At 70.3% G+C, this 21,595-nt stretch carries 19 protein-coding genes; 5 read left to right on the forward strand and 14 right to left on the reverse strand.

Annotated elements, in window-relative coordinates:
• Positions 1-49 precede the first annotated feature (49 nt).
• The 5 genes from DFJ64_RS02630 to dxr form a co-directional block, all read right to left on the reverse strand.
• Positions 50-3,661 carry a hydantoinase B/oxoprolinase family protein gene (locus tag DFJ64_RS02630; protein WP_115848992.1) on the reverse strand — a complete coding sequence of 1,204 codons (3,612 nt, stop codon included), beginning with the start codon at positions 3,659-3,661 and terminating at the stop codon, positions 50-52.
• Positions 3,662-3,723: 62 nt separating this feature from the next.
• Positions 3,724-4,569, reverse strand: coding sequence for a GNAT family N-acetyltransferase (locus DFJ64_RS02635; RefSeq protein WP_115848993.1), 846 nt, complete (start codon positions 4,567-4,569; stop codon positions 3,724-3,726).
• Positions 4,570-4,605: 36 nt separating this feature from the next.
• Entirely contained in the window at positions 4,606-5,763 is a 1,158-nt protein-coding gene (gene ispG, locus DFJ64_RS02640) for a flavodoxin-dependent (E)-4-hydroxy-3-methylbut-2-enyl-diphosphate synthase (protein ID WP_115848994.1), read from the reverse strand.
• A 138-nt stretch (positions 5,764-5,901) separates the two neighbouring features.
• The gene (locus tag DFJ64_RS02645) at positions 5,902-7,179 is read right to left on the reverse strand and encodes a M50 family metallopeptidase (protein ID WP_115848995.1); all 1,278 of its coding nucleotides are present in this window, start codon (positions 7,177-7,179) and stop codon (positions 5,902-5,904) included.
• Positions 7,179-8,414: a 1-deoxy-D-xylulose-5-phosphate reductoisomerase gene (dxr, locus tag DFJ64_RS02650; protein ID WP_115851772.1), complete on the reverse strand. Its 1,236-nt coding sequence runs from the start codon at positions 8,412-8,414 to the stop codon at positions 7,179-7,181. The genes DFJ64_RS02645 and dxr overlap by 1 nt, the downstream gene beginning before the upstream one ends.
• 202 nt (positions 8,415-8,616) lie before the next feature.
• On the opposite strand from dxr, the gene DFJ64_RS02655 reads away from it, so the two are divergent.
• Positions 8,617-9,525, forward strand: a complete 909-nt coding sequence (locus tag DFJ64_RS02655; RefSeq protein ID WP_115848996.1) for a TIGR03620 family F420-dependent LLM class oxidoreductase — start codon at positions 8,617-8,619, stop codon at positions 9,523-9,525.
• A gap of 34 nt (positions 9,526-9,559) precedes the next feature.
• Here DFJ64_RS02655 and DFJ64_RS02660 read toward each other — a convergent pair whose 3' ends face one another.
• Together DFJ64_RS02660 and purU are read right to left on the reverse strand one after the other, a co-directional pair.
• A complete protein-coding gene (locus DFJ64_RS02660) occupies positions 9,560-10,417 on the reverse strand; it encodes a bifunctional methylenetetrahydrofolate dehydrogenase/methenyltetrahydrofolate cyclohydrolase (RefSeq protein WP_115848997.1) in 858 nt (285 codons plus the stop codon).
• Positions 10,414-11,322, reverse strand: a complete 909-nt coding sequence (gene purU / locus DFJ64_RS02665; RefSeq protein WP_115848998.1) for a formyltetrahydrofolate deformylase — start codon at positions 11,320-11,322, stop codon at positions 10,414-10,416. Before purU ends, DFJ64_RS02660 begins: the two co-directional genes overlap by 4 nt.
• A 282-nt stretch (positions 11,323-11,604) precedes the next feature.
• On the opposite strand from purU, the gene DFJ64_RS02670 reads away from it, so the two are divergent.
• Together DFJ64_RS02670 and DFJ64_RS02675 are read left to right on the forward strand one after the other, a co-directional pair.
• Positions 11,605-12,108, forward strand: coding sequence for a DUF6328 family protein (locus DFJ64_RS02670; protein ID WP_147304569.1), 504 nt, complete (start codon positions 11,605-11,607; stop codon positions 12,106-12,108).
• A 147-nt stretch (positions 12,109-12,255) separates the two neighbouring features.
• Positions 12,256-14,532 carry an outer membrane protein assembly factor BamB family protein gene (locus DFJ64_RS02675; RefSeq protein WP_115849000.1) on the forward strand — a complete coding sequence of 759 codons (2,277 nt, stop codon included), beginning with the start codon at positions 12,256-12,258 and terminating at the stop codon, positions 14,530-14,532.
• A gap of 12 nt (positions 14,533-14,544) precedes the next feature.
• Here DFJ64_RS02675 and DFJ64_RS02680 read toward each other — a convergent pair whose 3' ends face one another.
• Entirely contained in the window at positions 14,545-15,426 is an 882-nt protein-coding gene (locus tag DFJ64_RS02680) for a phosphotransferase (protein ID WP_115849001.1), read from the reverse strand.
• Between the two features lie 130 nt (positions 15,427-15,556).
• On the opposite strand from DFJ64_RS02680, the gene DFJ64_RS02685 reads away from it, so the two are divergent.
• Positions 15,557-15,757, forward strand: a complete 201-nt coding sequence (locus tag DFJ64_RS02685; protein ID WP_115849002.1) for a hypothetical protein — start codon at positions 15,557-15,559, stop codon at positions 15,755-15,757.
• Between the two features lie 138 nt (positions 15,758-15,895).
• Here the strand turns inward: DFJ64_RS02685 and DFJ64_RS02690 are convergent, their stop codons facing one another.
• The 6 genes from DFJ64_RS02690 to rlmN form a co-directional block, all read right to left on the reverse strand.
• Positions 15,896-16,198: a hypothetical protein gene (locus tag DFJ64_RS02690; RefSeq protein ID WP_115849003.1), complete on the reverse strand. Its 303-nt coding sequence runs from the start codon at positions 16,196-16,198 to the stop codon at positions 15,896-15,898.
• A 61-nt stretch (positions 16,199-16,259) separates the two neighbouring features.
• Positions 16,260-18,143 carry an SMI1/KNR4 family protein gene (locus DFJ64_RS02695; RefSeq protein WP_147304570.1) on the reverse strand — a complete coding sequence of 628 codons (1,884 nt, stop codon included), beginning with the start codon at positions 18,141-18,143 and terminating at the stop codon, positions 16,260-16,262.
• Positions 18,144-18,208: 65 nt separating this feature from the next.
• Entirely contained in the window at positions 18,209-18,496 is a 288-nt protein-coding gene (locus tag DFJ64_RS02700) for a hypothetical protein (protein ID WP_115849005.1), read from the reverse strand.
• Between the two features lie 94 nt (positions 18,497-18,590).
• Complete coding sequence (locus tag DFJ64_RS20045) at positions 18,591-18,722, reverse strand: hypothetical protein (protein WP_281268479.1); 132 nt, start codon at positions 18,720-18,722, stop codon at positions 18,591-18,593.
• A gap of 385 nt (positions 18,723-19,107) precedes the next feature.
• Positions 19,108-19,266 carry a hypothetical protein gene (locus DFJ64_RS19330; protein WP_170152473.1) on the reverse strand — a complete coding sequence of 53 codons (159 nt, stop codon included), beginning with the start codon at positions 19,264-19,266 and terminating at the stop codon, positions 19,108-19,110.
• Positions 19,267-19,669: 403 nt separating this feature from the next.
• Positions 19,670-20,893, reverse strand: coding sequence for a dual-specificity RNA methyltransferase RlmN (gene rlmN / locus DFJ64_RS02710; protein ID WP_425452157.1), 1,224 nt, complete (start codon positions 20,891-20,893; stop codon positions 19,670-19,672).
• 205 nt (positions 20,894-21,098) lie between these two features.
• Here rlmN and DFJ64_RS02715 point away from each other — a divergent pair, with 205 nt between their 5' ends.
• Positions 21,099-21,512 (forward strand): TIGR03668 family PPOX class F420-dependent oxidoreductase, encoded by a 414-nt coding sequence (locus tag DFJ64_RS02715; protein WP_115849008.1) that lies wholly within the window; start codon positions 21,099-21,101, stop codon positions 21,510-21,512.
• The last annotated feature ends 83 nt before the right edge of the window (positions 21,513-21,595 follow it).

Genomic DNA, 21,595 nt, shown 5'->3' on the forward strand with positions numbered 1-21,595 from the left:
TCGGGCCGGCCGAACCGATCCCGGATCCGCGAGACGACGTCTCCAGCCCTCACTCGGGCCGGCCGTACCCGCCACCACCCGGCGTCTCGATCACCAGAACGTCGCCGGGTTCGACGTGCGCGGAGTCGGCGCCGGCGAGCTCGACGACAGTCCCGTCAGCCCGCTCGATCCGGTTCCTGCCCAGCGCACCGGGCGCGCCACCCGCCATGCCGTACGGCGGGACTCTGCGGTGGCTCGACAGCGTGCTCACCGTCATCGGCTCACGGAAGCGCAGTCGGCGGACCGCGCCGTCACCGCCTCGCCAGCGGCCGGCGCCCCCGCTGCCCCGACGGATCGCGAAGCTGTCCACGAACACCGGCACTCGCCACTCGAGCACCTCCGGGTCGGTCAGGCGGGAGTTCGTCATGTGGGTCTGCACCACGGCGACACCATCGAAGCCGTCACCGGCGCCAGAGCCCGACCCGATCGTCTCGTAGTACTGGTGCCGCTCGTTGCCGAACGTGACGTTGTTCATCGTCCCCGAGCCCTCCGCCTGGACACCCAGAGCGGCGTAGAGGGCTCCCGTCACGGCCTGGGAGGTCTCGACGTTCCCGGCCACGACCGCGGCCGGGTAGCGAGGAGCAAGCATCGACCCCTCCGGCACGATGATGCGCAGCGGACGCAGACAGCCGTCGTTGAGCGGGATGTCGTCGTCGACGAGGGTTCGGAAGACGTACAGCGCCGCCGCCTTGGTGACCGAGGCCGGCGCGTTGAAGTTGGTCTCCAGCTGAGGAGACGTGCCGGTGAAGTCGATCGTGGCGGTTCGCTGGACCTTGTCGACGCTCACCCGCACCACGATCCGGGCCCCGGAGTCCATCTCGTAGCTGTAGGAGCCGCCCTCCAGGCGGTCGATGACCCGGCGGACGGCCTCCTCGGCGTTGTCGAGGACGTGCCCCATGTAGGCCTGGACGACGTCCAGGCCGAAGTGGTCGATCATCTTCCGGACCTCTTCGACACCCTTCTCGCTCGCGGCGATCTGGGCCCGCAGGTCGGCGATGTTCATCGCCGGGTTCCGGGAGGGGTACGGCGACTCGGTGAGCAGGCGGAGCGTCTCCTCCTCGCGGAAGCGTGGTCCCCCGGGTGCCCCGCCGTCGACGAGCAACCAGTTGTCGAAGAGGACGCCTTCCTCGTGCACCGTGCGGCTCAACGCGGGCATCGAGCCCGGGGTGAGCCCGCCGAGCTCGGCGTGGTGGCCACGCGACGCGACGAAGAAGAGCACCCTTGTCCCCGCGTCGTCGAAGACCGGTGTGATGACCGTGATGTCGGGCAGGTGGGTTCCGCCGTGGTAGGGGTCGTTGACGGCGTAGACGTCACCCGGCCGCATCCGCCCCCGTCGGCGGCGGATGACCTCCTGCACGCTCGCCCCCATCGAGCCGAGGTGCACCGGCATGTGCGGCGCGTTGGCGATGAGGTTCCCCTCGGGATCGAAGAGCGCGCACGAGAAGTCCAGCCGCTCCTTGATGTTGACCGACTGAGCCGTCGCGGCCAGCCGGACACCCATCTGCTCGGCGACGGACATGAAGAGGTTGTTGAAGATCTCCAGCAGGACCGGATCGACCTCGGTGCTCACCCGTCCCGCGCCGGTGCGGGCGCGGACGTGCTCCACCTTGAGGTGGCCGTACTCGGTGACGCTGGCGACCCAGCCACGATCGACGACCGTCGTCGCGTTGGCCTCGGTGATGATCGCCGGGCCAGTCACCGTGTGCGACGGTCGGAGGTCCTCCCGCCGGTACAGCGGCACGTCTCGCCAGCCGCCCTCGACGTACATCGGCACCGAGGCGGCAGGCGTCGCAGGACCCGTGGCTTCGTCCAGACGGGGAAGCTCCGGCTGCTCGGTGAGCCCCACCGCCTCGACCGACACCGCCTCGACGACCAGCGGCCGATCCATGAGGAACGAGTAGGTCCGCCGGTAGGCGGCCTCGAACTCCGCCACCATGCGATCGATCTCGGCGAGCTCCACGGGGATGGCCGTGTCCGTGCCCTCGTAGCGCAGGTGAGCGCGCCGGATCACTCGGATCCGCTCGGGCGGCACACCCTGGTCGAGGAGCTCCGCTCGGGTGGTCTCCGCGAGCGTGCTCGCCACCTCGGTGATCCGTCCCATCGCGTCGGCGTTGAGCCGACACTCGACGGACTGTTCGCGCATCGCGGTCACGTCGGCCAGCCCGATCCCCAGGGCGGACAACACGCCCGCCATCGGCGGCACCAGCACCGTGCGGACGCCCAGCGACTCCGCGACCGCGCACGCGTGCTGGCCACCAGCGCCACCGAATGTCGTGAGGACGTAGTCGGTGACGTCGTGGCCCTTCTGGACGGAGATCTTCTTGACCGCGTTCGCCATGTTCGCGACGGCGATGTCGAGGTAGCCCTGGGCCACCTCCTCCGGTGACCGGTCGTCGCCCGTCGCCTCGGAGATCTCCCGAGCTAGTTCGGCGAACCGACGCCGCACCACCTCCACGTCGAGGGGTTGGTCGCCGTGCGGGCCGAAGACACGCGGAAAGTACTCGGCTTGAATCCGACCGAGCATGACGTTGGCGTCGGTGACCGTGAGCGGCCCGCCGTTGCGGTAGCAGGCCGGGCCGGGGTCCGCACCGGCGGAGTCCGGGCCCACGCGGTACCGGCTGCCGTCGAAGTGGAGGATCGACCCGCCCCCGGCGGCGACGGTGTGGATGTCGAGCATCGGGGCGCGCAACCGGACGCCGGCCACCTGGGTGTGGAACACCCGCTCGTAGGAGCCGGCGTAGTGCGACACGTCGGTGGAGGTGCCGCCCATGTCGAAGCCGATGACCTTCTCGTAGCCGGCGAGCTGCGACATCCGCACCATGCCGACGATGCCGCCCGCCGGTCCGGACAGGATCGCGTCCTTGCCGCGGAAGTGCCGCGCCTCGGCCAGGCCACCGTTCGACTGCATGAACAGCAGCCGGACGCCGTCGAGCTCCGCCGCGACGCGCTCGACGTACCGGCGCAGGATCGGCGACAGGTAGGCGTCGACCACCGTCGTGTCGCCGCGCGGCACGAGCTTCATGAGCGGGCTGACCCGGCTCGACAGCGACACCTGGGTGAACCCGACCTGCTCGGCGACCTTGCCGATCGCCTCCTCGTGCGCGGGATAGAGGTGGCTGTGGAGGCAGACCACCGCGACCGCACGGATGCCGTCCGCGTACGCCTCCCGCAGCTGCTCCGCGAGCATGTCAAGGTCGGGTTGGCGAAGGACGGTGCCCTCGGCGGTGATCCGCTCGTCGACCTCGATGACGCGCTCGTACAGCATCTCCGGCAGCACGATCTGCCGGTCGAAGATGCGGGGTCGGTCCTGGTAGCCGATGCGGAGCGCGTCGCCGAAACCCTTGGTGATGACCAAGAGCGTGCGTTCGCCCTTGCGCTCCAGGAGCGCGTTGGTCGCCACGGTCGTGCCCATGCGCACCGAGGCGATACGGTCCGCAGGAATCGGATCGGTGGGGTTGAGCCCGAGGACGTGGCGGATGCCGGCGAGCGCGGCGTCAGCGTATCGCGCGGGGTTGTCTGACAGGAGCTTGTGAGTGACCAGGTGCCCATCCGGCGCGCGCGCCACAACGTCGGTGAACGTGCCTCCCCGGTCGATCCAGAACTGCCAGGCGCCGCCTGCCATGTCAGGCCCCCTTCCGTTCCTCGCCGCGACGCCGACGCGGAGCGGCACGGGCGGATGCCGGGCTAGAACAGCACGGTCATGAAGGTCGCCGTCTGCGTGAAGCCCACGCGAGCATAGGCGCGGCGAGCCGGAATATTGAAGTCGTTGACGTACAGGGAGGCTACGGGCGCCACCTCGCGCAGGCCGGCGGAGACCACCGCCGCGACGCAGGGAGCCGCCAGCCCCTCGCCACGGCGGTCGGGCCGAACCCAGACTCCCTGGACCTGGAACGCTCGGGGCGTCGCTATCCCGATCTCGGCCTTGGCGACCACCTCGCCGTTCTCGAACCGCGCGAAGGCGTACCCGCGCCGGATGAGGTCGGCGACCCGGGCCCGGTAGTAGCTGCCGCCGTCGCGTTCCTCCGGCGAGACCCCCAGCTCCTCGGTGAAGAACGCCACGCTGGCCTCGTAGAGCGCGTCCAGCTCGTCCATCCTGACCCGCCGCACGCGCGGATCCGGCGCGATCTTCGGTTGGGAGCGCATGGTCAGGAACGGCTGGACGGCTCGGACCCCGCGCGCGCGTCCCCACACCGGCTCCAGGACCTGCCAGATGGTGGCGACCGCGTCTCGGGGGCCCCACACCGAGGAGCAGGTGCGGCCGTGCTGCAGCGCCCGCTCGGCGAAGGCGAGCGCCGCCGCGCGGGTGGCGCCCACGGGGACGAGGTTGGCGCCGGCATAGCACAGGGAGACCAGCTCGCCCCGTTCCTCGTAGCCCCACAGCTGGGCGCCCATTCGGCGCGGGTCGAAGCCGGCGGCCCGGACGCGAGCGTCGACGAAGGCGTTGACGGCCGGGTCGGCGTCCAGGATCCGTCGGATCGCGGTCAGATCACTTCCCCGAAGGAGCCGGACCTGATCGGTGGTCTGGAGCATCCCGCCTCCTCAGGGTGGGTCGGCGCGGCGTTCCGCCTAGCGCACCTCAACCGTCGGCGATCCTGACGGTATACCCGATGCCTTCATTTCGTGAGCAAGGCGTCGCGCTTCGTCGATCAACGTCGGGACGATCTCGCTCTCCGGGACGGTCCGGACGACCTCGCCCTTGATGAAGATCTGCCCCTTGCCGTTCCCCGACGCGACACCGAGGTCGGCCTCCCGGGCCTCCCCGGGGCCATTGACCACACAGCCCATGACGGCGACCCGGAGCGGCACGTCCATGCCCTCCAGGCCAGCCGTCACCTCGTCGGCGAGCTTGAAGACGTCAACCTGCGCCCGACCGCACGACGGGCAGGAGACGATCTCGAGCTTCCGGGGCCGAAGGTTGAGCGACTCCAAGATCTTGACGCCGACCTTGACCTCCTCCACCGGAGGGGCGGACAGCGAGACCCTGATCGTGTCGCCGATGCCCTTCGACAGGAGAGCCCCGAACGCCACGGCCGACTTGATCGTGCCCTGGAAAGCCGGACCTGCCTCGGTGACGCCGAGGTGGAGCGGGTAGTCGCACCGTTCGGCGAGCATCTCGTAGGCGCGGACCATCACCACGGGGTCGTGGTGCTTGACCGAGATCTTGAAGTCGCGGAACCCGTGCTCCTCGAACAGGCTCGCCTCCCACAGGGCGGACTCCACCAGAGCCTCCGCGGTGGGCTTGCCGTACTTGCGAAGCAGCCGCGGGTCGAGCGACCCGGCGTTGACGCCGATCCGGATCGACACGCCGGCCTCGGAGGCGGCGCGGGCGATCTCGGCCACCTTGTCGTCGAACTTCTTGATGTTGCCCGGGTTGACCCGCACGCCCGCGCAGCCGGCGTCGATGGCGGCGAAGACGTACTTCGGCTGGAAGTGGATGTCGGCGATCACCGGGATCGGCGACTTCTTGGCGATCGCCGGCAACGCCTCGGCGTCGTCCTGGCTCGGCACCGCCACGCGCACGATGTCGCAGCCGGCGGCGGTGAGCTCGGCGATCTGCTGGAGGGTCGCGTTGACGTCGGTGGTGGGCGTGGTCGTCATGGACTGCACCGAGATGGGCGCGTCCCCACCGACCAGGACCTTCCCCACCCGGATCTGCCGCGTCTTGCGGCGCGGGGCGAGCGTGGGCGGCGGCGCGGAGGGCAGTCCGAGATCGACGCGTGTCACCTTGTGTCCTTCACGTCCAGAGCCTTCGTCAGGTCGAACCAACCCGTCGACCGGATCGGTCGACCGTCAGTGTCCCATCCTGCCCCCAATCGAGCCGGTCAGGCGCACCCGGTTCAGTTACCCGCCGGCTCGTCACCGTCACAGTCGCACGGGGTTCACGATGTCGGCGTAGATCAACAACACGCCCATGACCACGATCACGCTGGCGACCGCGTAGGCCAACGGCAGGGCTCGGGCCACGTCCACGTAGCCTGGGTCGGGCCTGCGCAGCAGCCGCGCGATCCATCGGCGGAGAGCCTCCCACAGCGCCCCCGCGATGTGCCCGCCGTCCAGGGGCAGCAGCGGGATGAAGTTGAACAGCGCGACGAAGAGGTTGAGCGCCGCCAGCCACTGGACGAAGCTCGCGACCCGGCTCGACACGGGCGCCTCGAGGGTGGCGATCTGACCGGCCACCCGGCTGGCGCCGATGATGCTCATGGGGCTGTCCTGCGCGCGCTCCCCGCCGAACGCGGCTTCGACGACACCGACCATCCGCTCGGGGACGTGGACCAGGGCGTGCGCGGTCGCCGCGGTGAGCCGGCCCATCTCGCCGACGACGGCGGGCAGGTCCTTGCGCTCGTGGACGATTCGAGGGCTGATGCCGAGGAACCCCACCGTCTCGGTCTTGGACATGTTGGTGGGTTTGGGACGTTCCGCGGCGATGAGGGTCGGCCGGAGGGTCAGGCGTCGCCCGTCGCGCTCGACGACGACCGTGGCCGGTCCGGCGCCGGCCTGGCGGATCAGCTCCGAGAGCTGCTCCCAGGAGGTGACGGGCGAGCCGTTGAACGCGACGATCGTGTCACCGGGACGAATGCCCGCCTGCTTGGCCGGCGCCACCGGGTCATCGGGCCGGCAGGTGCGCTGCTCGGTCGCCGGGATGACGCAGTCCGGCACCTGCGCGACGATCGGCTTGGGCTCGTTGACGCCGAAGCCCATGAAGACGATGGAGAACAAGATCACGGCCAGCAGGACGTTCATCAGCGGGCCGCCGACCATGATGATGAGCTTCTGCCACCACTTCTTGCGGTAGAAGAGGCGGTGCTCCTCACCTGGCCGGACCTCCTCAGCGGCAACGGCGCGTGCCTCCTCGATCAGCGTCTGGAACGGACCGGTGCTCGACCGCCGCAAGCGCCCGTCCTTCGCCGGTGGGAACATGCCGATCATGCGGACGTAGCCGCCCAGCGGGATGGCCTTGACCCCGTACTCCGTCTCGCCTCGTCGACGCGACCACAGCGTCGGACCGAAGCCGACCATGTACTGGGTGACCCGGACGTCGAAGAGCTTGGCCGGGACCATGTGCCCGACCTCGTGCAGGGCTATGGAGGCGAGGACGCCGACGAAGAAGACGACCGCACCGAAGATCGCGATCAGGTCCATCAGGAGCGGCCCTCCCCGTCCGTCACGGCCACGTCAGCAGCCCCCATGATCTCTCTCGCGCGGGTGCGTGCCCACGTCTCCGCCTCCACCACGTCGGCGAGGGTCAGCGGATCCGATGGGTCAGGCGTCGACTGCTGAGCGTACTCCTCGAGAACCTGAGCGATCGTGTCGACGATGCCCAGGAACGGCAGCTGACGGTCGATGAACGCGGCGACGCACTCCTCGTTGGCCGCGTTGTAGACGGCGGGTGCGAGACCGCCCCGCCGGCCTGCTTCCCGAGCGAGCTGGACGGCCGGGAAGGCCTCGTCGTCGAGCGGCTCGAAGTGCCAGGCGGCCGGCCGTGACCAGTCACACGCGGGCGCGGCGTCGGGGATCCGGTCCGGCCACCCGAGTGCGAGGGCGATCGGCAGGCGCATGTCCGGCGGGCTGGCCTGGACCAGCGTCGAGCCGTCACAGAACTCCACCATCGAGTGCACGATCGACTGCGGGTGGACCACGACGTCGATCCGGTCGTAGCCGATGTCGAACAGCTCGTGCGCCTCGATGACCTCCAGACCCTTGTTGACCAGGGTCGCGGAGTTGATCGTGATGACCGGGCCCATGGACCAGGTGGGGTGGGCCAGCGCCTCCTCCGGCGTGACGTCCGCGAGCTCCTCCCGTCGGCGACCGCGGAACGGCCCACCGCTCGCCGTCAGGATGAGGCGACGGACCTCCGCTCGGCTGCCGCCCCGCAAGCACTGGGCCAAGGCGGTGTGCTCGGAGTCGACCGGCACGAGCTGGCCGGGCTTCGCCACCGCTCTCACCAGCGGACCGCCCGCGATGAGCGACTCCTTGTTGGCGAGCGCGACAGTACGGCCCGCCTCGAGCGCGGACAGGGTCGGGGCGAGTCCCACCGAGCCGGTCATGCCGTTGAGCACGACGTCGCACGGCCAGGCCGCGAGCTCGGCCGCCGCGTCCGGGCCGGCGAGGATCTTGGGAATCTTGAACTGCCCCTTGGCGTACCCCTGCCGCTGCGCCTCGGCGTAGAACGCCAGCTGCAGGTCCTGGACCACGCTCGCCTTGGCCACCGCCACGACGTCGACCCGCAGGTCGAGTGCCTGGCGGGCGAGCAGCTCCACCTGACCGCCACCCGCGCCGAGGCCGACCACCCGGAAGCGGTCGGGATTGCGTTGGATGACGTCGATGGCCTGGGTGCCGATGGAGCCGGTGGAGCCGAGCAGGACGACCTCGCGCATGAGCACCAGTCTCCCCCACCCGGGGGACCTGGGTCGCTCGCCGGGCCGCCACACGCGGTCGGCCGGACGATTCAGGCCCGCCGACGGCGCAGGACGGTCGGGATGTTCCGGCGAAACCTCTCCGGAGACTCTGACGGGTACGGAATGGGGCGAACGCCGCCGCGGTTACCGGTGGGCGGACAGTCCTTGGGAGGAGAGCTTCATGGCAGTCGACACGAGGGCCACCCGGCAGCGCCTGGGCCGGGTCGGTGTCTGGCTCGGGGCGCTGAGCGGCGTCTCGACGGCGAAGGCGCGGGAGGCGGCGACCGAGATCGAGAGCCTCGGCTACGGCTCGTTGTGGATCGCCGACTCACCGGTCAGCAAGGAGCCGTTCGTGCACGCCTCCCTGCTGCTCGCGGCGACCCGGAACCTGATCGTCGGCACCGGCATCGCCAACGTGTGGGGTCGGGACGCCGCGGCGACGAACGCCGCCGCGCTCACCCTCGGTGAGGCGTTCCCTGGTCGGTTCGTGCTGGGTCTCGGAGTGAGTCACCTGCCGTCCGTCGAGCTGCGTGGGCACCGCTACGAACGCCCACTCGCCAAGATGCGGTCGTACCTCGACGAGCTCGCCCGCGCGACCTACCAGGCGTACACGTCCGACGAGCCGGTGCCGACCGTTCTCGCCGCACTCCGGCCGAAGATGCTCGAGCTCGCCCGCGACCGTGCCGACGGCGCCCACCCGTACTTCGTGCCTCCCGCGCACACGGCGCGCGCTCGGGAGATCCTGGGCTCCGGGCCGCTGCTACTCCCCGAGCAGGCGGTGGTGCTGGAGACCGACCCGACGAAGGCACGCGAGGTCGCCCGGGCCCACACCCACCGGTACCTGCAGCTGCCCAACTACCTCAACAACCTGCGCACGCTGGGATTCGGCGAGGACGACCTCCGCGACGGCGGGAGCGACCGGCTCGTCGACGCCATCGTGGCGTGGGGTGACGTCGAGCAGGTTCAGGCGCGGGTGAAGGAGCACCTCGACGCCGGCGCGGACGCCGTGCTCATCCAGCCGCTGCCCGCCGCGGGTGGGCTCGGGCTCCCCGAGCTCCGCACCCTCGCGCCCGCGCTCCTCAACCAGTGACCGATCCTCGAGGGGGCCGAGCGGCGGACCTCGGTCAGGCGACCGCCGCCTCGGCCGCCTCCACGACGTTCGTGAGCAGCATCGCCCGCGTCATCGGACCCACGCCGCCCGGCATCGGCGCCAGCCAGCCGGCGACCTCGCGGACATCGGGGTGGACGTCGCCCACGAGGCCGTCGTCGGTGCGGGTGATCCCTACGTCGAGCACCGCCGCGCCCGGCCGGACCATATCCGGAGTGACGAGGTGCGGCACACCGGCCGCGGCCACGACGATGTCCGCCCGACGCACGTGGGCGGCGAGGTCCTTGGTGCCGGTGTGGCACAACGTGACCGTGGCGTTCTCCGACCGACGGGACAGCAGCAGGCCGAGCGGCCGACCGACGGTGATGCCGCGGCCGATCACGCACACCTCCGCGCCGGCGATCGGAACGTCGTACCGGCGGAGCAGCTCGACGATCCCGCGCGGCGTGCACGGCAGCGGGGCGGGATGACCGTGGACGAGCCAGCCCAGGTTGACCGGGTGCAGGCCGTCGGCGTCCTTGCGCGGGTCGATCCGGGCCAGGACGCGGTCGGCGTCCAGGTGCGGAGGCAAGGGCAGCTGGACGATGTAGCCCGTGCAAGCCGGGTCGTCGTTGAGCCGGTCGACCGCCGCCTCCACGTCCTCCTGGGTCGCGGTCGCGGGTAGGTCGACGCGGATGCTCTCGATCCCAACCTTCGCGCAGTCGCGGTGCTTGCCGCGGACGTAGGCCTGGCTGCCCGGGTCGTCGCCCACCAGGATGGTGCCGAGGCCCGGCGTGACGCCCCGGGCGCGGAGGGCCTTCACCCGCTCGGCGAGATCCGCCCGGATCTCCGCCGCGGTCGCCTTGCCGTCCAGGATCCGCGCGGTGTCGGTCACCGGAAGACCACCGTCCTTGTCCCGTTGAGGATGACGCGATGTTCGAGGTGCCAGGTGACCGCCCGGGCGAGCGCGAGACACTCGAGGTCACGTCCGACGGCCGCGAGCTTGGCGGGCGTCAACGAGTGGTCGACGCGGGCGACCTCCTGCTCGATGATAGGCCCCTCATCGAGCTCCTCCGTCACGTAGTGGGCGGTGGCACCGATGAGCTTGACGCCGCGCTCGTAGGCCTGGTGGTACGGACGCGCGCCAGCGAAGCTGGGCAGGAACGAGTGGTGGATGTTGATCGCCCGGCCGACCAGCTTCTCGCACATCTCCTTCGACAGCACCTGCATGTAGCGGGCGAGGACCACGAGGTCGACCTGGTACTCCTCGACGATCCTGAGGATCTTCTCCTCCTGCTCCCGCTTGGTCTCCGGGGTGACCGGGAAGTGGTAGAAGGGCAACCCGACCGACTCCACCATGGGCCCCGCGTTGGGGTGGTTGGAGACGACCGCCACGATGTCGCCTGGGATCGCGCCCACCCGGCAGCGGTACAGCAGGTCGTTCAGGCAGTGGTCCTGCTTGGAGACCAGCACCAGGATCCGCTGGCGGACGGCGAGGTCGTGCAGCTGCCACTCCATGCCCCAGGCCGCACCCACGGGCGCGAACTCCGCCTGAAGCCGTTCCAGGGTGACCTCACGGCCGGCCTGCACGTGGACCCGCATGAAGAAGCGCCCGTTGATCGGGTCGCTGAACTGCTGGCTGTCGACGATGTTGCAACCTCGCTCGGCGAGGAAGCCCGACACCGCGTGGACGATGCCGAGCCGGTCCATGCAGGACAGGGTGAGGACGTACTCCTGGCCCGAGCTGGAAGCGCGCGCGCCGGAGCCGCCCGTGGTGGAGTCACTCACCTGGGTGCTCATGGTCCGTTCCTCGTCGTTTCGTCGAGCCTCGTCGGGCGGGCAGGCGGGTCGCTTCGGGGCACCGCGAGCGTCCCGGCCCTCTCCAGTACCCGTTCCATCGTCGACGGGGGCGTGCTCAGCCGCTGGCCATTGTCTCGATCGGGGCGAGGCGCCCGGCGCACGCCCCCTCGCCGGCCGCGGCCGGGCATGCGACCGCGATGCCCGACCCGTCCGCTACGCCCGGCTCGCCCGGTGGGCCGACCCGCGGAGACCCCCACCATCGCCACGGGGCATGATGCAGGGATGGCGAGGAGTCACGAGCGCGCGGTCATGGAGGCCCGGCGCGAGACCCCGTTCCAACGCGCGGACCGCAACTTCCAGGAACTGCTGGCCGAGCTGCGTGTGCTGCAGACGGTCGTCCAGATCCTCTTCGGCTTCATGCTGATCCTCGCGATCCAGCCGAGGTTCGCCGCCGCCTCGGGCTTCACTCACGTGACGTACCTGATCGCCCTCGTGCTGTGTTGTACGGCGACCGCACTGCTGATGGCGCCGGTGGCCTACCACCGCACGCTCTTCGCCCGCGGCCTGAAGCCGGAGGTGGTGCGCGTCTCCGACCGGCTGGCCCGCGGCGGCATGGTGGCGCTGTTCCTCGCGATCGTCGCCTCGGTCCTGCTGGTCTTCGACCTCGCGGTCAACCGGTTCGTCGCTGTCGTGCTGACGGTGTGCGTCGCGACCGTCTTCGTCCTCCTGTGGTACGTCATGCCGCTGCGCCGGCTGCGTCAGCTGCAGCTCGCCGACGACCAGTGACCTGACCGCTTTGGGTCCTTTTCACCGAGCGGACGCCCAGGCGTGATCGCCGCCCGCTACTCTCCCTGCCCGCACGTCCTGCTCGAGCGCCCACACGGGCGGCCCACGGCAGGACGGCGCTCTCACGTCAGGACGGAGGAGGCTGTCATGCCCGAGACGAGTGGCCCGCCACTCAGCCAGTCCACCGCTCCAGGCTCAGCAGGTCAGGGATCTCGGTCCTCGCTCGGCCGGCGGCGCCTGCTCACTCTGGCTGGTGCCGGCGCGGTCGGCGCCGTCGGCGGTCTTCACGCCATCGGGCCCGCGCTCGCGGACAGCCGGACGGCGACCCGGGCAAGCCGCGCCGCGCCGCCGGCAGGCGGTCAGTCGTTGTCGTTCGCGGTCGTCACCGACACGCACGCCACGCCCACGGAGCCAGCACGCCTGGACATCCTGCGGCGGACGTTCGCGTCCATCGCCTCGGCCTCGCCGACCTTCGTCCTCAACTGCGGGGACATCACCGACCACAGCGGGGAGGACGAGTACGCCGCGTACCTGTCGACGATTCCCGACTCGCTGCGCGGCCGGATCCGACACGTCCCCGGCAACCACGAGGTTCGCTGGGACGTCAACGCCAAGCAGCTCTACCACCGGCTGTTCGGGCCGACTCCCTACTCGTGGGACGTCGGCGGCCTGCACCTGGTCGGACTGGACCCGACCCAGACGCTGCAGGAGCCGGGCCACTTCGGACGGGAGCTGTTGGACTGGCTCGCCGCCGACCTGCGCACGGCCGGTCCGAGCGTGCTCTTCCTCCACTATCCGCTCGGGTCGGAGCACTACTACGTCAACGACCAGGACGCGTTCTTCGAGACGATCGCGCACCTGCCGGTCCGCGCGGTGTTCGCCGGGCACATCCACCGGGAGCACGTCGTTCGGACCAACGGCTTCACCCAGCTCGCCGGTCCCGCGGTCAGGAACGGCGCGAACTACTACTGGGTCGAGCGTGGCGACGACGCCCAGCACACCGTCCTCCGGGTCTGGATGGTCACGGTCGCGGAGGACGGCACCGAGACTCGGCGTGAGGTGACGACGATCCCGCTGACGGGTCGGGACGAGGACCAGCATCTCCGTCCGGTCCGGATCGACGTCGGCGCTCCCGCACCGACCGGCAAGATCCCGGTCACCGTCCGCCTTCGCGGCTCCTCGACCGCGGCGTCGGTGCGCGCCCAGGTGTATCCGCAGCATGTGTTCGGCGGCGGGAACGCCGGCAGCTGGGTGGAGCTGACGCCGACGCCCCAGGGTTGGCGGGGAACGGTCGACGCTGACGCGATGGCTGCGGGCGTGCACCGGCTCCAGGTGCGCGTCGCTGACGAGCGTGGCGCGAGCTACGACGCCACCGAGCTGTTCACGATCTCGTCGACCGGCCCCGCGCCGGTCGAGCGGTGGCAGGCCCGGATGACCGGCTCCATCCAGGGCGCCTTGGCCGAGCGGGACGGCCTGGTCGTGGCCGCCACGACGAAGGGGCACGTCGAGGCGTTCCGTCCCGAGCGACGTCGTCGCCGGGTGGTGTGGCGGTCGCACGTCGGACCCGTCTATCGCGGCCCGGCGTTCACCCTCGACGGCGCGAGGCTCGTGGTTCCCTCGGCCGACCACCACCTGTACGTCCTCGACGCCGGGACAGGTCAGGTTCAGCAGCGACTGCGGCTGGCTGGACCGGTGCTCAGCAGCCCGCTCGTCACAACGGTCGACGAGACGGAGACCGTGTTCGTCACCGCCGGCACCACGCTCTACGCCATCGACCCTCGGGCCGTTCGGATCCGCTGGTCAGCCGACCTGCACGGGTTGTTCGCCGGCCGGCCGGCGTGCGACGGCGAACGCGTCTACGCCGGAAGCGGCGACGGCAACGCGTACGCGTTCGACGCCGCCAACGGCGCGCTCGTCTGGTCGGTGTCGATGACGACCCGCGAGGACCCGCACGGACGCCTGCTCTACGGTCCGTGGGACGACGTGGTGACACTGCTCCCGGACGGCGCGGTGCTCTTCTCCACCGTGAGCACCGCCACCGCGCTCGACCGAGCCACCGGGTCCCAGCGGTGGTCGGCATCCGGCGGTTTCCTCTACCCGCCGGCGCGGCTCACCGACCAGGGCCTGCTTCTCGTGGACGAGTGGGGCAAGGCCCAGCTGGTCGACCCGGCGAGCGGGACGGCGACGTGGGTCACCGAGCTCGGCGTGCGCGTGTTCAACGCCGGGCCGGTCCTGCGCAAGGGCCAGGTCTGGATCGTCGCCGCGACCGGGCTCCTCAGCGGGATCGACCTCGCGACCGGCGAGGTGCGCCACCAGCGCCAGCTCGGCCCGGGCAACACGTTCAGCACGCCCGCTCTCGTCGGCGACCTGCTCATCACCGCCGACCAGGACGGCCTGCTGCGCGGCGTCGAGCTGCCGGCCTAGGCATCCGCCAGGTCAGCGGTCCATGCCGGCCTCGGCGACGTCGAGCCAGTGGTCGACGTCGCCTGGGCCGAAGTGGCGGATCGCCCAGTCGGCCATCCGCAGGCTCATGTGCGCCCAGGACACCCGGCGGGTCGCCGGGTCGAGGAGATCGTCCACCAGTCCGTCCACCCAGCGCGCGAGCGTCTCGTCCCGACCCGGCTCGCTCAGGGCGAAGCGCAACGTCACCAGCGCGAACCGCCGGTCGCCTCGACCGATGCCGTCCCAGTCGACCACGCCGGTGATCGCTCCCGACGCGTCGACAGCACGTTCCCCGTGGTAGTCGAGGTGGACCAGGTCGGCACCGGACATCACGGCATCCGACGCCGCACCGACGTCCCTCACCCACGCGAGCAGTCGCCGGCTTCGTGCGCTGTGCAGCTCCAGGGGCCGGTGCAGGCAGAACCCCGGCCCACTGGCTCGCAGGTAGAGGTCGGGGACCTCGACGTCGGTCCGCCCGGCGAGCAGCCCAGCGAAGCGTTCGTGGAGCGCCACCATCTCCTCGACCAGGCGTCGGTCGACTCGGGACGGCGGCGATCCAGGCAGGCGCTCCTGCACGATCGCGGTGGCGTCGGGCACCTCGGCCACCAGGTCGTACGCCGGCACCGGCAGCCCCCGCTGTCGGGCGAGGTTCAGCACCTCGCCAACCTGCCGCGCCCGCGCTCCATGACCGCCCGGAAGCAAGGTGAGAACACCCTCCCGACCGTCGGGCCAGCGAACGTAGGCGGCACAACCTGGCCACCGGGCGCGGGGCCGAGCAGGGTGAGCCGCGCGCCGGCGTGGTCGTTCACCAGCGCCGCGAAACGAGCGGCGTCGAGCCTCCGGACAGCGCGAGGTCGGGATCGACAGACGCGTCACTCGACATGGACGCTCACCTAGTGTCCCCCGGCCGACGTAGGTCGCGCTGTCATCTCCCCATCAGCCACGATGTCGATCAGCCCAAGGCTCTGAGACCGGTATTCTCCCGCTCGAGGCAAAGGAGGCCACCATGGGACAGCAGCCAGCCGATCCCCAGTGCGACCGTCCCGAGCGTACTGACGACACCGACAAGCCTCAGGCCGAGACGACCACGTTCCGCTCCGACCGGTTCACCTGGGACGCACCCGTCGCCATCCTCTATGACCCACTGCGCGACGGACCGAAGCGACCACAGCCCGACCACCGCGGCGAGCCTGGGACGCGCCAATGACAAGGGGGAGGCGACAGGACGCTGACGTCCTCGTACGCGGCGGTGGTCGGAGCTCACCGCGATTCCCGACCTTCGCCTGAGCCCGGCGGTAGAGGCTCGCCGTGGCGCGTTGCCACTCCATCAACACGCGCCCTGAGTTCAGACGGCTCGGCGGCACCTCGGGACACTGATAACCCACCGCGACGATGTGGTTCGAGAACGCGGCTCCGGGGCGAGACCGTCCTTGCCGAGGTAGTACCCCATGCCGTCCTGCCATACCCACGTGCCGTCCGTGAGAGTGTTGGCCGGCACCACCTTCCCCCGATCCGGGTCGAACACGTCTCGCGCCAAACCCGCGGTGCCTGCAGCGCCGCTCCGGAAGCCGTAGCACTGCGTGCACTCCTTCGCCTTACGGGCGTCGAGGAACTTGAGCTCTTCCGCCTTCTGGCTGCTCCGCTTCACGTCCGCCCCTGGCCTGCCGCGACTGCTCTTGTCACGCGCTTCCGACGCTGAGCGCTGCTCGTCACGACCTCGACGTGGATGGTCGGTCCTTGGCCGGCAGCGCCTTTCCCATGTCGTCATCGCGAACGACCGTTGCCGCGCCGGAGGTCACCGCCGAGCGCGCCACCTCACACAGCCACTCCGGGACGGGCACGAGCTGCCGCAGGAACACGTCGAAGCTGTCCGCGCACCGCCGCAACAGGTCACGACACACGATCACGGCGTCGTAGCGGTCGTCATCGTGGAAGTCGTCAGCGTCCCAGAACCACACCGACCCGGCGTCTGGGTCGGTGAGTCGGAGCGCGAGCATGCCGCCCTGGACGCGCGCGATGCCCAGGAAGTCGTTGGTGAATCGGTCGCCGAGGAACGGGCGCAGGTACCTGAGGTTGTTCAATAGATTCCTCCTGCCACGGGCGGCGTGCAGGAAGGTCTGGTCCACCACGAACCCGAAATCCGGGTGCACCGCTGGCCTGGTCGGTCGACCTCCGCCCGTGGCGATCAGGAAGTCTCGGTACGGCTCTGGGACCGGCACACCGAGAGACGTCTCCAGCCGGTCGACATCCACCTCGGCCTGCTCCGGAACCGGCTCGAAACCGACGGGCTCGGTCCCGCACATCGAGACGCCCCGGCCGGGATGCGGCGTGAGTCGAGTCGCGATCCCACCCGCGTGCCGAAACGCGACCGCGAGCTCCGCGGGAACCAAGGCCACCTGCCGGCTGTACGGAAGGTGCCGCCACAACCAGCCATCCGGGGTCGCGAGGCTGCCGGCCGTGCCGGCCCAGAGCGGATCCTGAGCCTCGACCATGACCGCGTTCGCGGTCAGCACATCGAGCACACGGAGCTCGTCGGCGGTCAACGCCTCGTCCGCCTCTGGAAGCTCCACGATGGCTCGCGCGTATGGAATCCAGTCCACGCAGCCGCGCAGGTTCACGTACACCCCGTACGGATACCTGGTGCGCAGCAAGGGAGGCTCGAACCTGACGATCTGCCCGAGCCAGCGTGACGCGGGCGGGACGAACTCGTCCGTCGCCGCGATGCGGGTCAGCGTCCGGCTTGCGCGACTGCGGCGGTAGAGCTTGGCCGTGGCACGCTGCCACTCCATCAAGGCCCGCCCTGCCGCCTCCAGCCGACTCGAAGGCACCTCGGGACACCGGTAACCCGCCGCGACGATGTGGTTCAGGAACTCCGGTTCCGGGGCGAGCCCGTACTTCTCGAGGTAGTAGACCATGCCCTCCTGCCACACCCAAATGCCATCCGTCAGAGTGCTGGCGGGTACGACCTCGCCGCGATCCGGGTCGAACATGTCCTGCGCCCGACCCGCGACCGCCTGCAGCACGGCTCCGGACTGGAGATAACCGCGTATCTTCGCCTTCTCCTCCAGATCGATGATCATCCGCCGCGCAGGGAGGATCGCGGGACGACCCTCGTCGTCGAAGCCGTCGGCGAGAGCGGCGAACCGAAACTCCCCGACCTGGGTCACCGGCAGGGTCACGGGATCCCTAGTCCGCGCTATCGCGAACAGCTTGACACGATGTTGTTCGGCAAACTTGCGGATATCGGGGAAGGCCTCCGGCAGGATGTGCAGCTCGCTGTCGCTGTCGGGATTGACCACCAGGCCGTACTCGGTGCTCTTCCAGCTCTCGACGAGTTCAACGAAGTGTCGGCTCACCGGCGCGTTGAGGTCCACGCCCGGGACCACGACCGATTCGGCACGCTCCCGTGAGGTGTACGTGTGCACCAGCTTGTAGCCATCCCGTTCGGTGACGACGTACCCGTTGTTCGGCGCCATGACCGGCAACCACAGGGTCATGCCGAGCAGGAGGCGTACACACTGCTCAGGGTCCTTCGCCTGGCACGCGTCGATGAACTGAAACTCCCGGCGATTCCACACCGTCGCATCCCCCACGGGAGCCACCCACACCCTACGGCGACGTCCGACGGTACAGGTCAGCCGTGAGCCGTTGCCATCCATCAACGCACGCCCAGCGAACTTTGCCGACTCTGCGGCACCTCCGGGCACTGGTAGCCGGCCGCGGGCGATGATCCATACTCCGGCTCCGAGGCGAGCCCGTACGTGTCCAGGTAGTAGACCATGCCCTCCTGCCACACCCAGGTGCCAGCGGTTAGCGTGCTGGCGGGTACGACCTCGCCGCGAGTTGGATCGAACGTCTCCGGGGCCCCGCCCGCGTGTGCCTGCACGACGGCTCCCGACCGGAGGTAGTCCAGGATCCTTCGCTTCTCTTCCAGGTCGGTGATCACCCGCCGCGCGGGGCGGATCCGCGGGGCGACCCTCGTCGTCGAAGCCGTCGACGAGGGTCCGAACCGGAGATCGTCAGGCAGGACAGCGGCAGCGTCACGGGCTTGCGTCGCGCGCCATCGGGACCATCTCGACCCGAATCCGTTGGGCGAGCTCCTCCACCTTGGGGGAAGGATGCGGTGGGACGTGGGTCTCGGGGTCGCGGTCGGGGTTGACGATGAGCCCCACGGTGGAGGAAACGGCCAGTACTCGACAAGGTCCACGGACGCGCGACGCACCGCCGCGCTCACACCCACGTCCGGCCGGTCGACCGCTTTGACCGGCTCCGGCGAGGTGTACGAGCGCACCAGCCTCCGGTCACCCCGCTGGACGACGAGGTAGGAGCCTCCCATTGTGACCGGCAGCCACAGCGTCATGACGAGCAGCAGGCGCACGGTCAACGTGATGTCCTTCGCCCATGGCGTCCAGGAACCGCTGCTCCGGCGGAGGGTTCCATCCGGTCACCATCCGCTCCCCTACACTCAGCGATCCGCACGCCCAGCGACGACACGTCGAGCACAATGCCGAGCGGTTCGAACGGCAGACATAGCCCGTCGACGAGGCTCGCCCCGCGCTAACGCTGACCCTGGGAGAACCACCAGTCGTGGGCGTGCCGTGGAACTCCCTCTGGGGGTGTCCCGACCCGCTCCAGGCGGCTCGCCGCGTCGGCCAGCTCCTGATGGAGCTCCATCAGCTGGTCCCCGTCGACCAGCTCGAACGTGGCACTGCCCACGAAGTGGGAGGACAAGGCCTCCATTCCGGATCGCCGGACGCACGCCCTCGTCCAGGCGGAGATTCCGCCGCGTCGCGCATCGGCGACGGGAGGGCGACGTAGTTCGCGAGGAGGTCGGCACCGTCGGCGAGAAGGGGATCATCGCCTCCTGCAAGCCGTAGAGGCGATGACGAGGCAGCGGACCCTCTCGTCGCTCGGCGATCGCGAACCTGAAGGCCATGAGCATGGCTCGGGCGAAGTGGCCCCGCGCCATGGTGTCGAGCTCCGCGCCGACCTCCGTGTCCCTGTGTCGTTCGACCGCCTCGCGGAGGTCGGCGAGCAGGTGTTCAGCGTACGCGTCGGCCGATCCGCCGAAGGCGAGCGCTGGTTCTCGATGGCGAGCGCTCGTAGCGACGGACGCTCTCTACGAGCCGCTCTCCTTGGCGGCGAGCTGCCCGCAGGCCCCTTCGATCTCCCGCCCGCGGGTGTCGCGCACGGTCACCGGAACGCCGTGGTCGCGGAGCCGACGAACGAACTCCCGCTCGTCCTTCGGTCTGGACGCCGTCCACGTCGAGCCGGGCGTCGGGTTGAGCGGGATGAGGTTCACGTGGGCGAGCCGGCCGGAGAGGAGCCGTCCCAAGAGGTCCGCCCGCCAGGACTGGTCGTTGACGTCTCGGATCAGGGCGTACTCGATCGACACGCGCCGCCCGGTCTGCTCGGCGTACTCCCACGCGGCGTCGAGAACCTCCGCCACCTTCCAGCGCGCGTTGACCGGGACGAGCTGGTCCCGGAGCTCGTCGTCTGGTGCGTGCAGGGACACGGCCAGGGTGACGGACAGCCCTTCCCGCGTGAGCTGGCGCATGCGGGGGACCAGGCCCACCGTCGACACCGTGACGGACCGCTGGGAGATGCCGAGACCGTCGGGGACGGGATCGGTGATGCGCCGGACGGCGGCGAGAAGCGCCCGGTAGTTGGCGAGTGGCTCACCCATGCCCATGAAGACGACGTTGGTCACCCGCGTGGGCGTCTGCACGATCGCGTCGTCGCTGTCGCGGCCACGCTGCCCCGTCGACTCCCCCGCGGGCTCGGGGACCTCACCCGCCGCCAGCATTCGGGCCCCGGCCACCACTTGGCCGACGATCTCGGCCGTGGAGAGATTGCGGGTCAGGCCCGCTTGTCCGGTGGCGCAAAAAGGACAGGCCATCCCGCACCCGGCCTGGCTGGACACGCACATCGTGACCCGTCCCGACCGGAGCCGACCGTTGGTGCCCATCGTCGCCGGGTAGCGCATGAGCACGCTCTCCACCAGCGCGCCGTCGAAGAGGCGCCAGACCGTCTTCACCGTGGCGCCGCCGTCGCAGGCGACGGTGCGAACCGGGGTGAGCAAGCGTGGCAGGAACTCCTGGACCAGACGCTCCCGAGCCGCCGCCGGGAGATCGGTCATGCGTCCCGGATCCTCGACGTATCGGGCGAAGTAGTGGGTGGACAGCTGCCGGGCTCGATAGGCGGGCTCTCCCAGGGCGACCATCGCCTCCCGACGCTCGGCGGCGTCCAGGTCGGCGAGGTGCCGGGGTGGCTTGCCGCGGCGCGGCGGAACGAGGACGAGGTCAGCGACAGGCATGGCGGGTCCAGTGTCGCACGCGGCCATCCTCGACCGAACCACCCGAGGCTGGTCGTAGCGTCCGGCGACTCGAGCAGCGAGTCGTGGATGTGACGACGCCCGTCCGGGCCTCCCATCGGGCCGCGTCGTGGCGACCTAGTCTGCGGCGCATGACGCTTGACGCGCCGCGCCCGCGACACCACCCCGGGCGGCCGGCCCGCCACCGCGCGAGGTGTGCCGGACAGGTGCCGCCGTGCGCTTGACGGAGGACGAGGCGCGCCGGCGGTTCTCGACCGGACGGGTCGCTCGCCTTGCGATGGTCGACGAGACGGGTCAGCCCTTCCTCGTCGTGGTGACGTTCGCGGTCTCCGGCTCCATGGTCGTCACGGCGGTGGACCAGAAGCCCAAGACCACTCGACACCTGCGCCGCCTCCGCGTCATCGCGGCGAACCCTCGGGTCAGTCTCCTCGTCGACCACTACGACGAGGACTGGAGCACGCTGTGGTGGGTCCGTGCCGACGGCACCGCCAGGATCCTCGCGGACGACGTCGCCGAGCCTCGAGCCTTGCTCGTGGCGAAGTACTCCCAGTACCGCGACGACCCGCCCACCGGTCCCTACATCCGGATCGACGTCGCCCGTTGGCACGGCTGGGCAGCCGCCCAGTGATGGTTCCCAGTGATGGGCCACGTTTCGCGACACCACCGGCACCGTCCGTCGACGCGCGCGACGGAACGCGACCGATCGATTTC

Origin of the sequence: Thermasporomyces composti (assembly GCF_003386795.1) — a bacterium.
In the GTDB taxonomy this organism is placed as follows: domain Bacteria; phylum Actinomycetota; class Actinomycetes; order Propionibacteriales; family Actinopolymorphaceae; genus Thermasporomyces; species Thermasporomyces composti.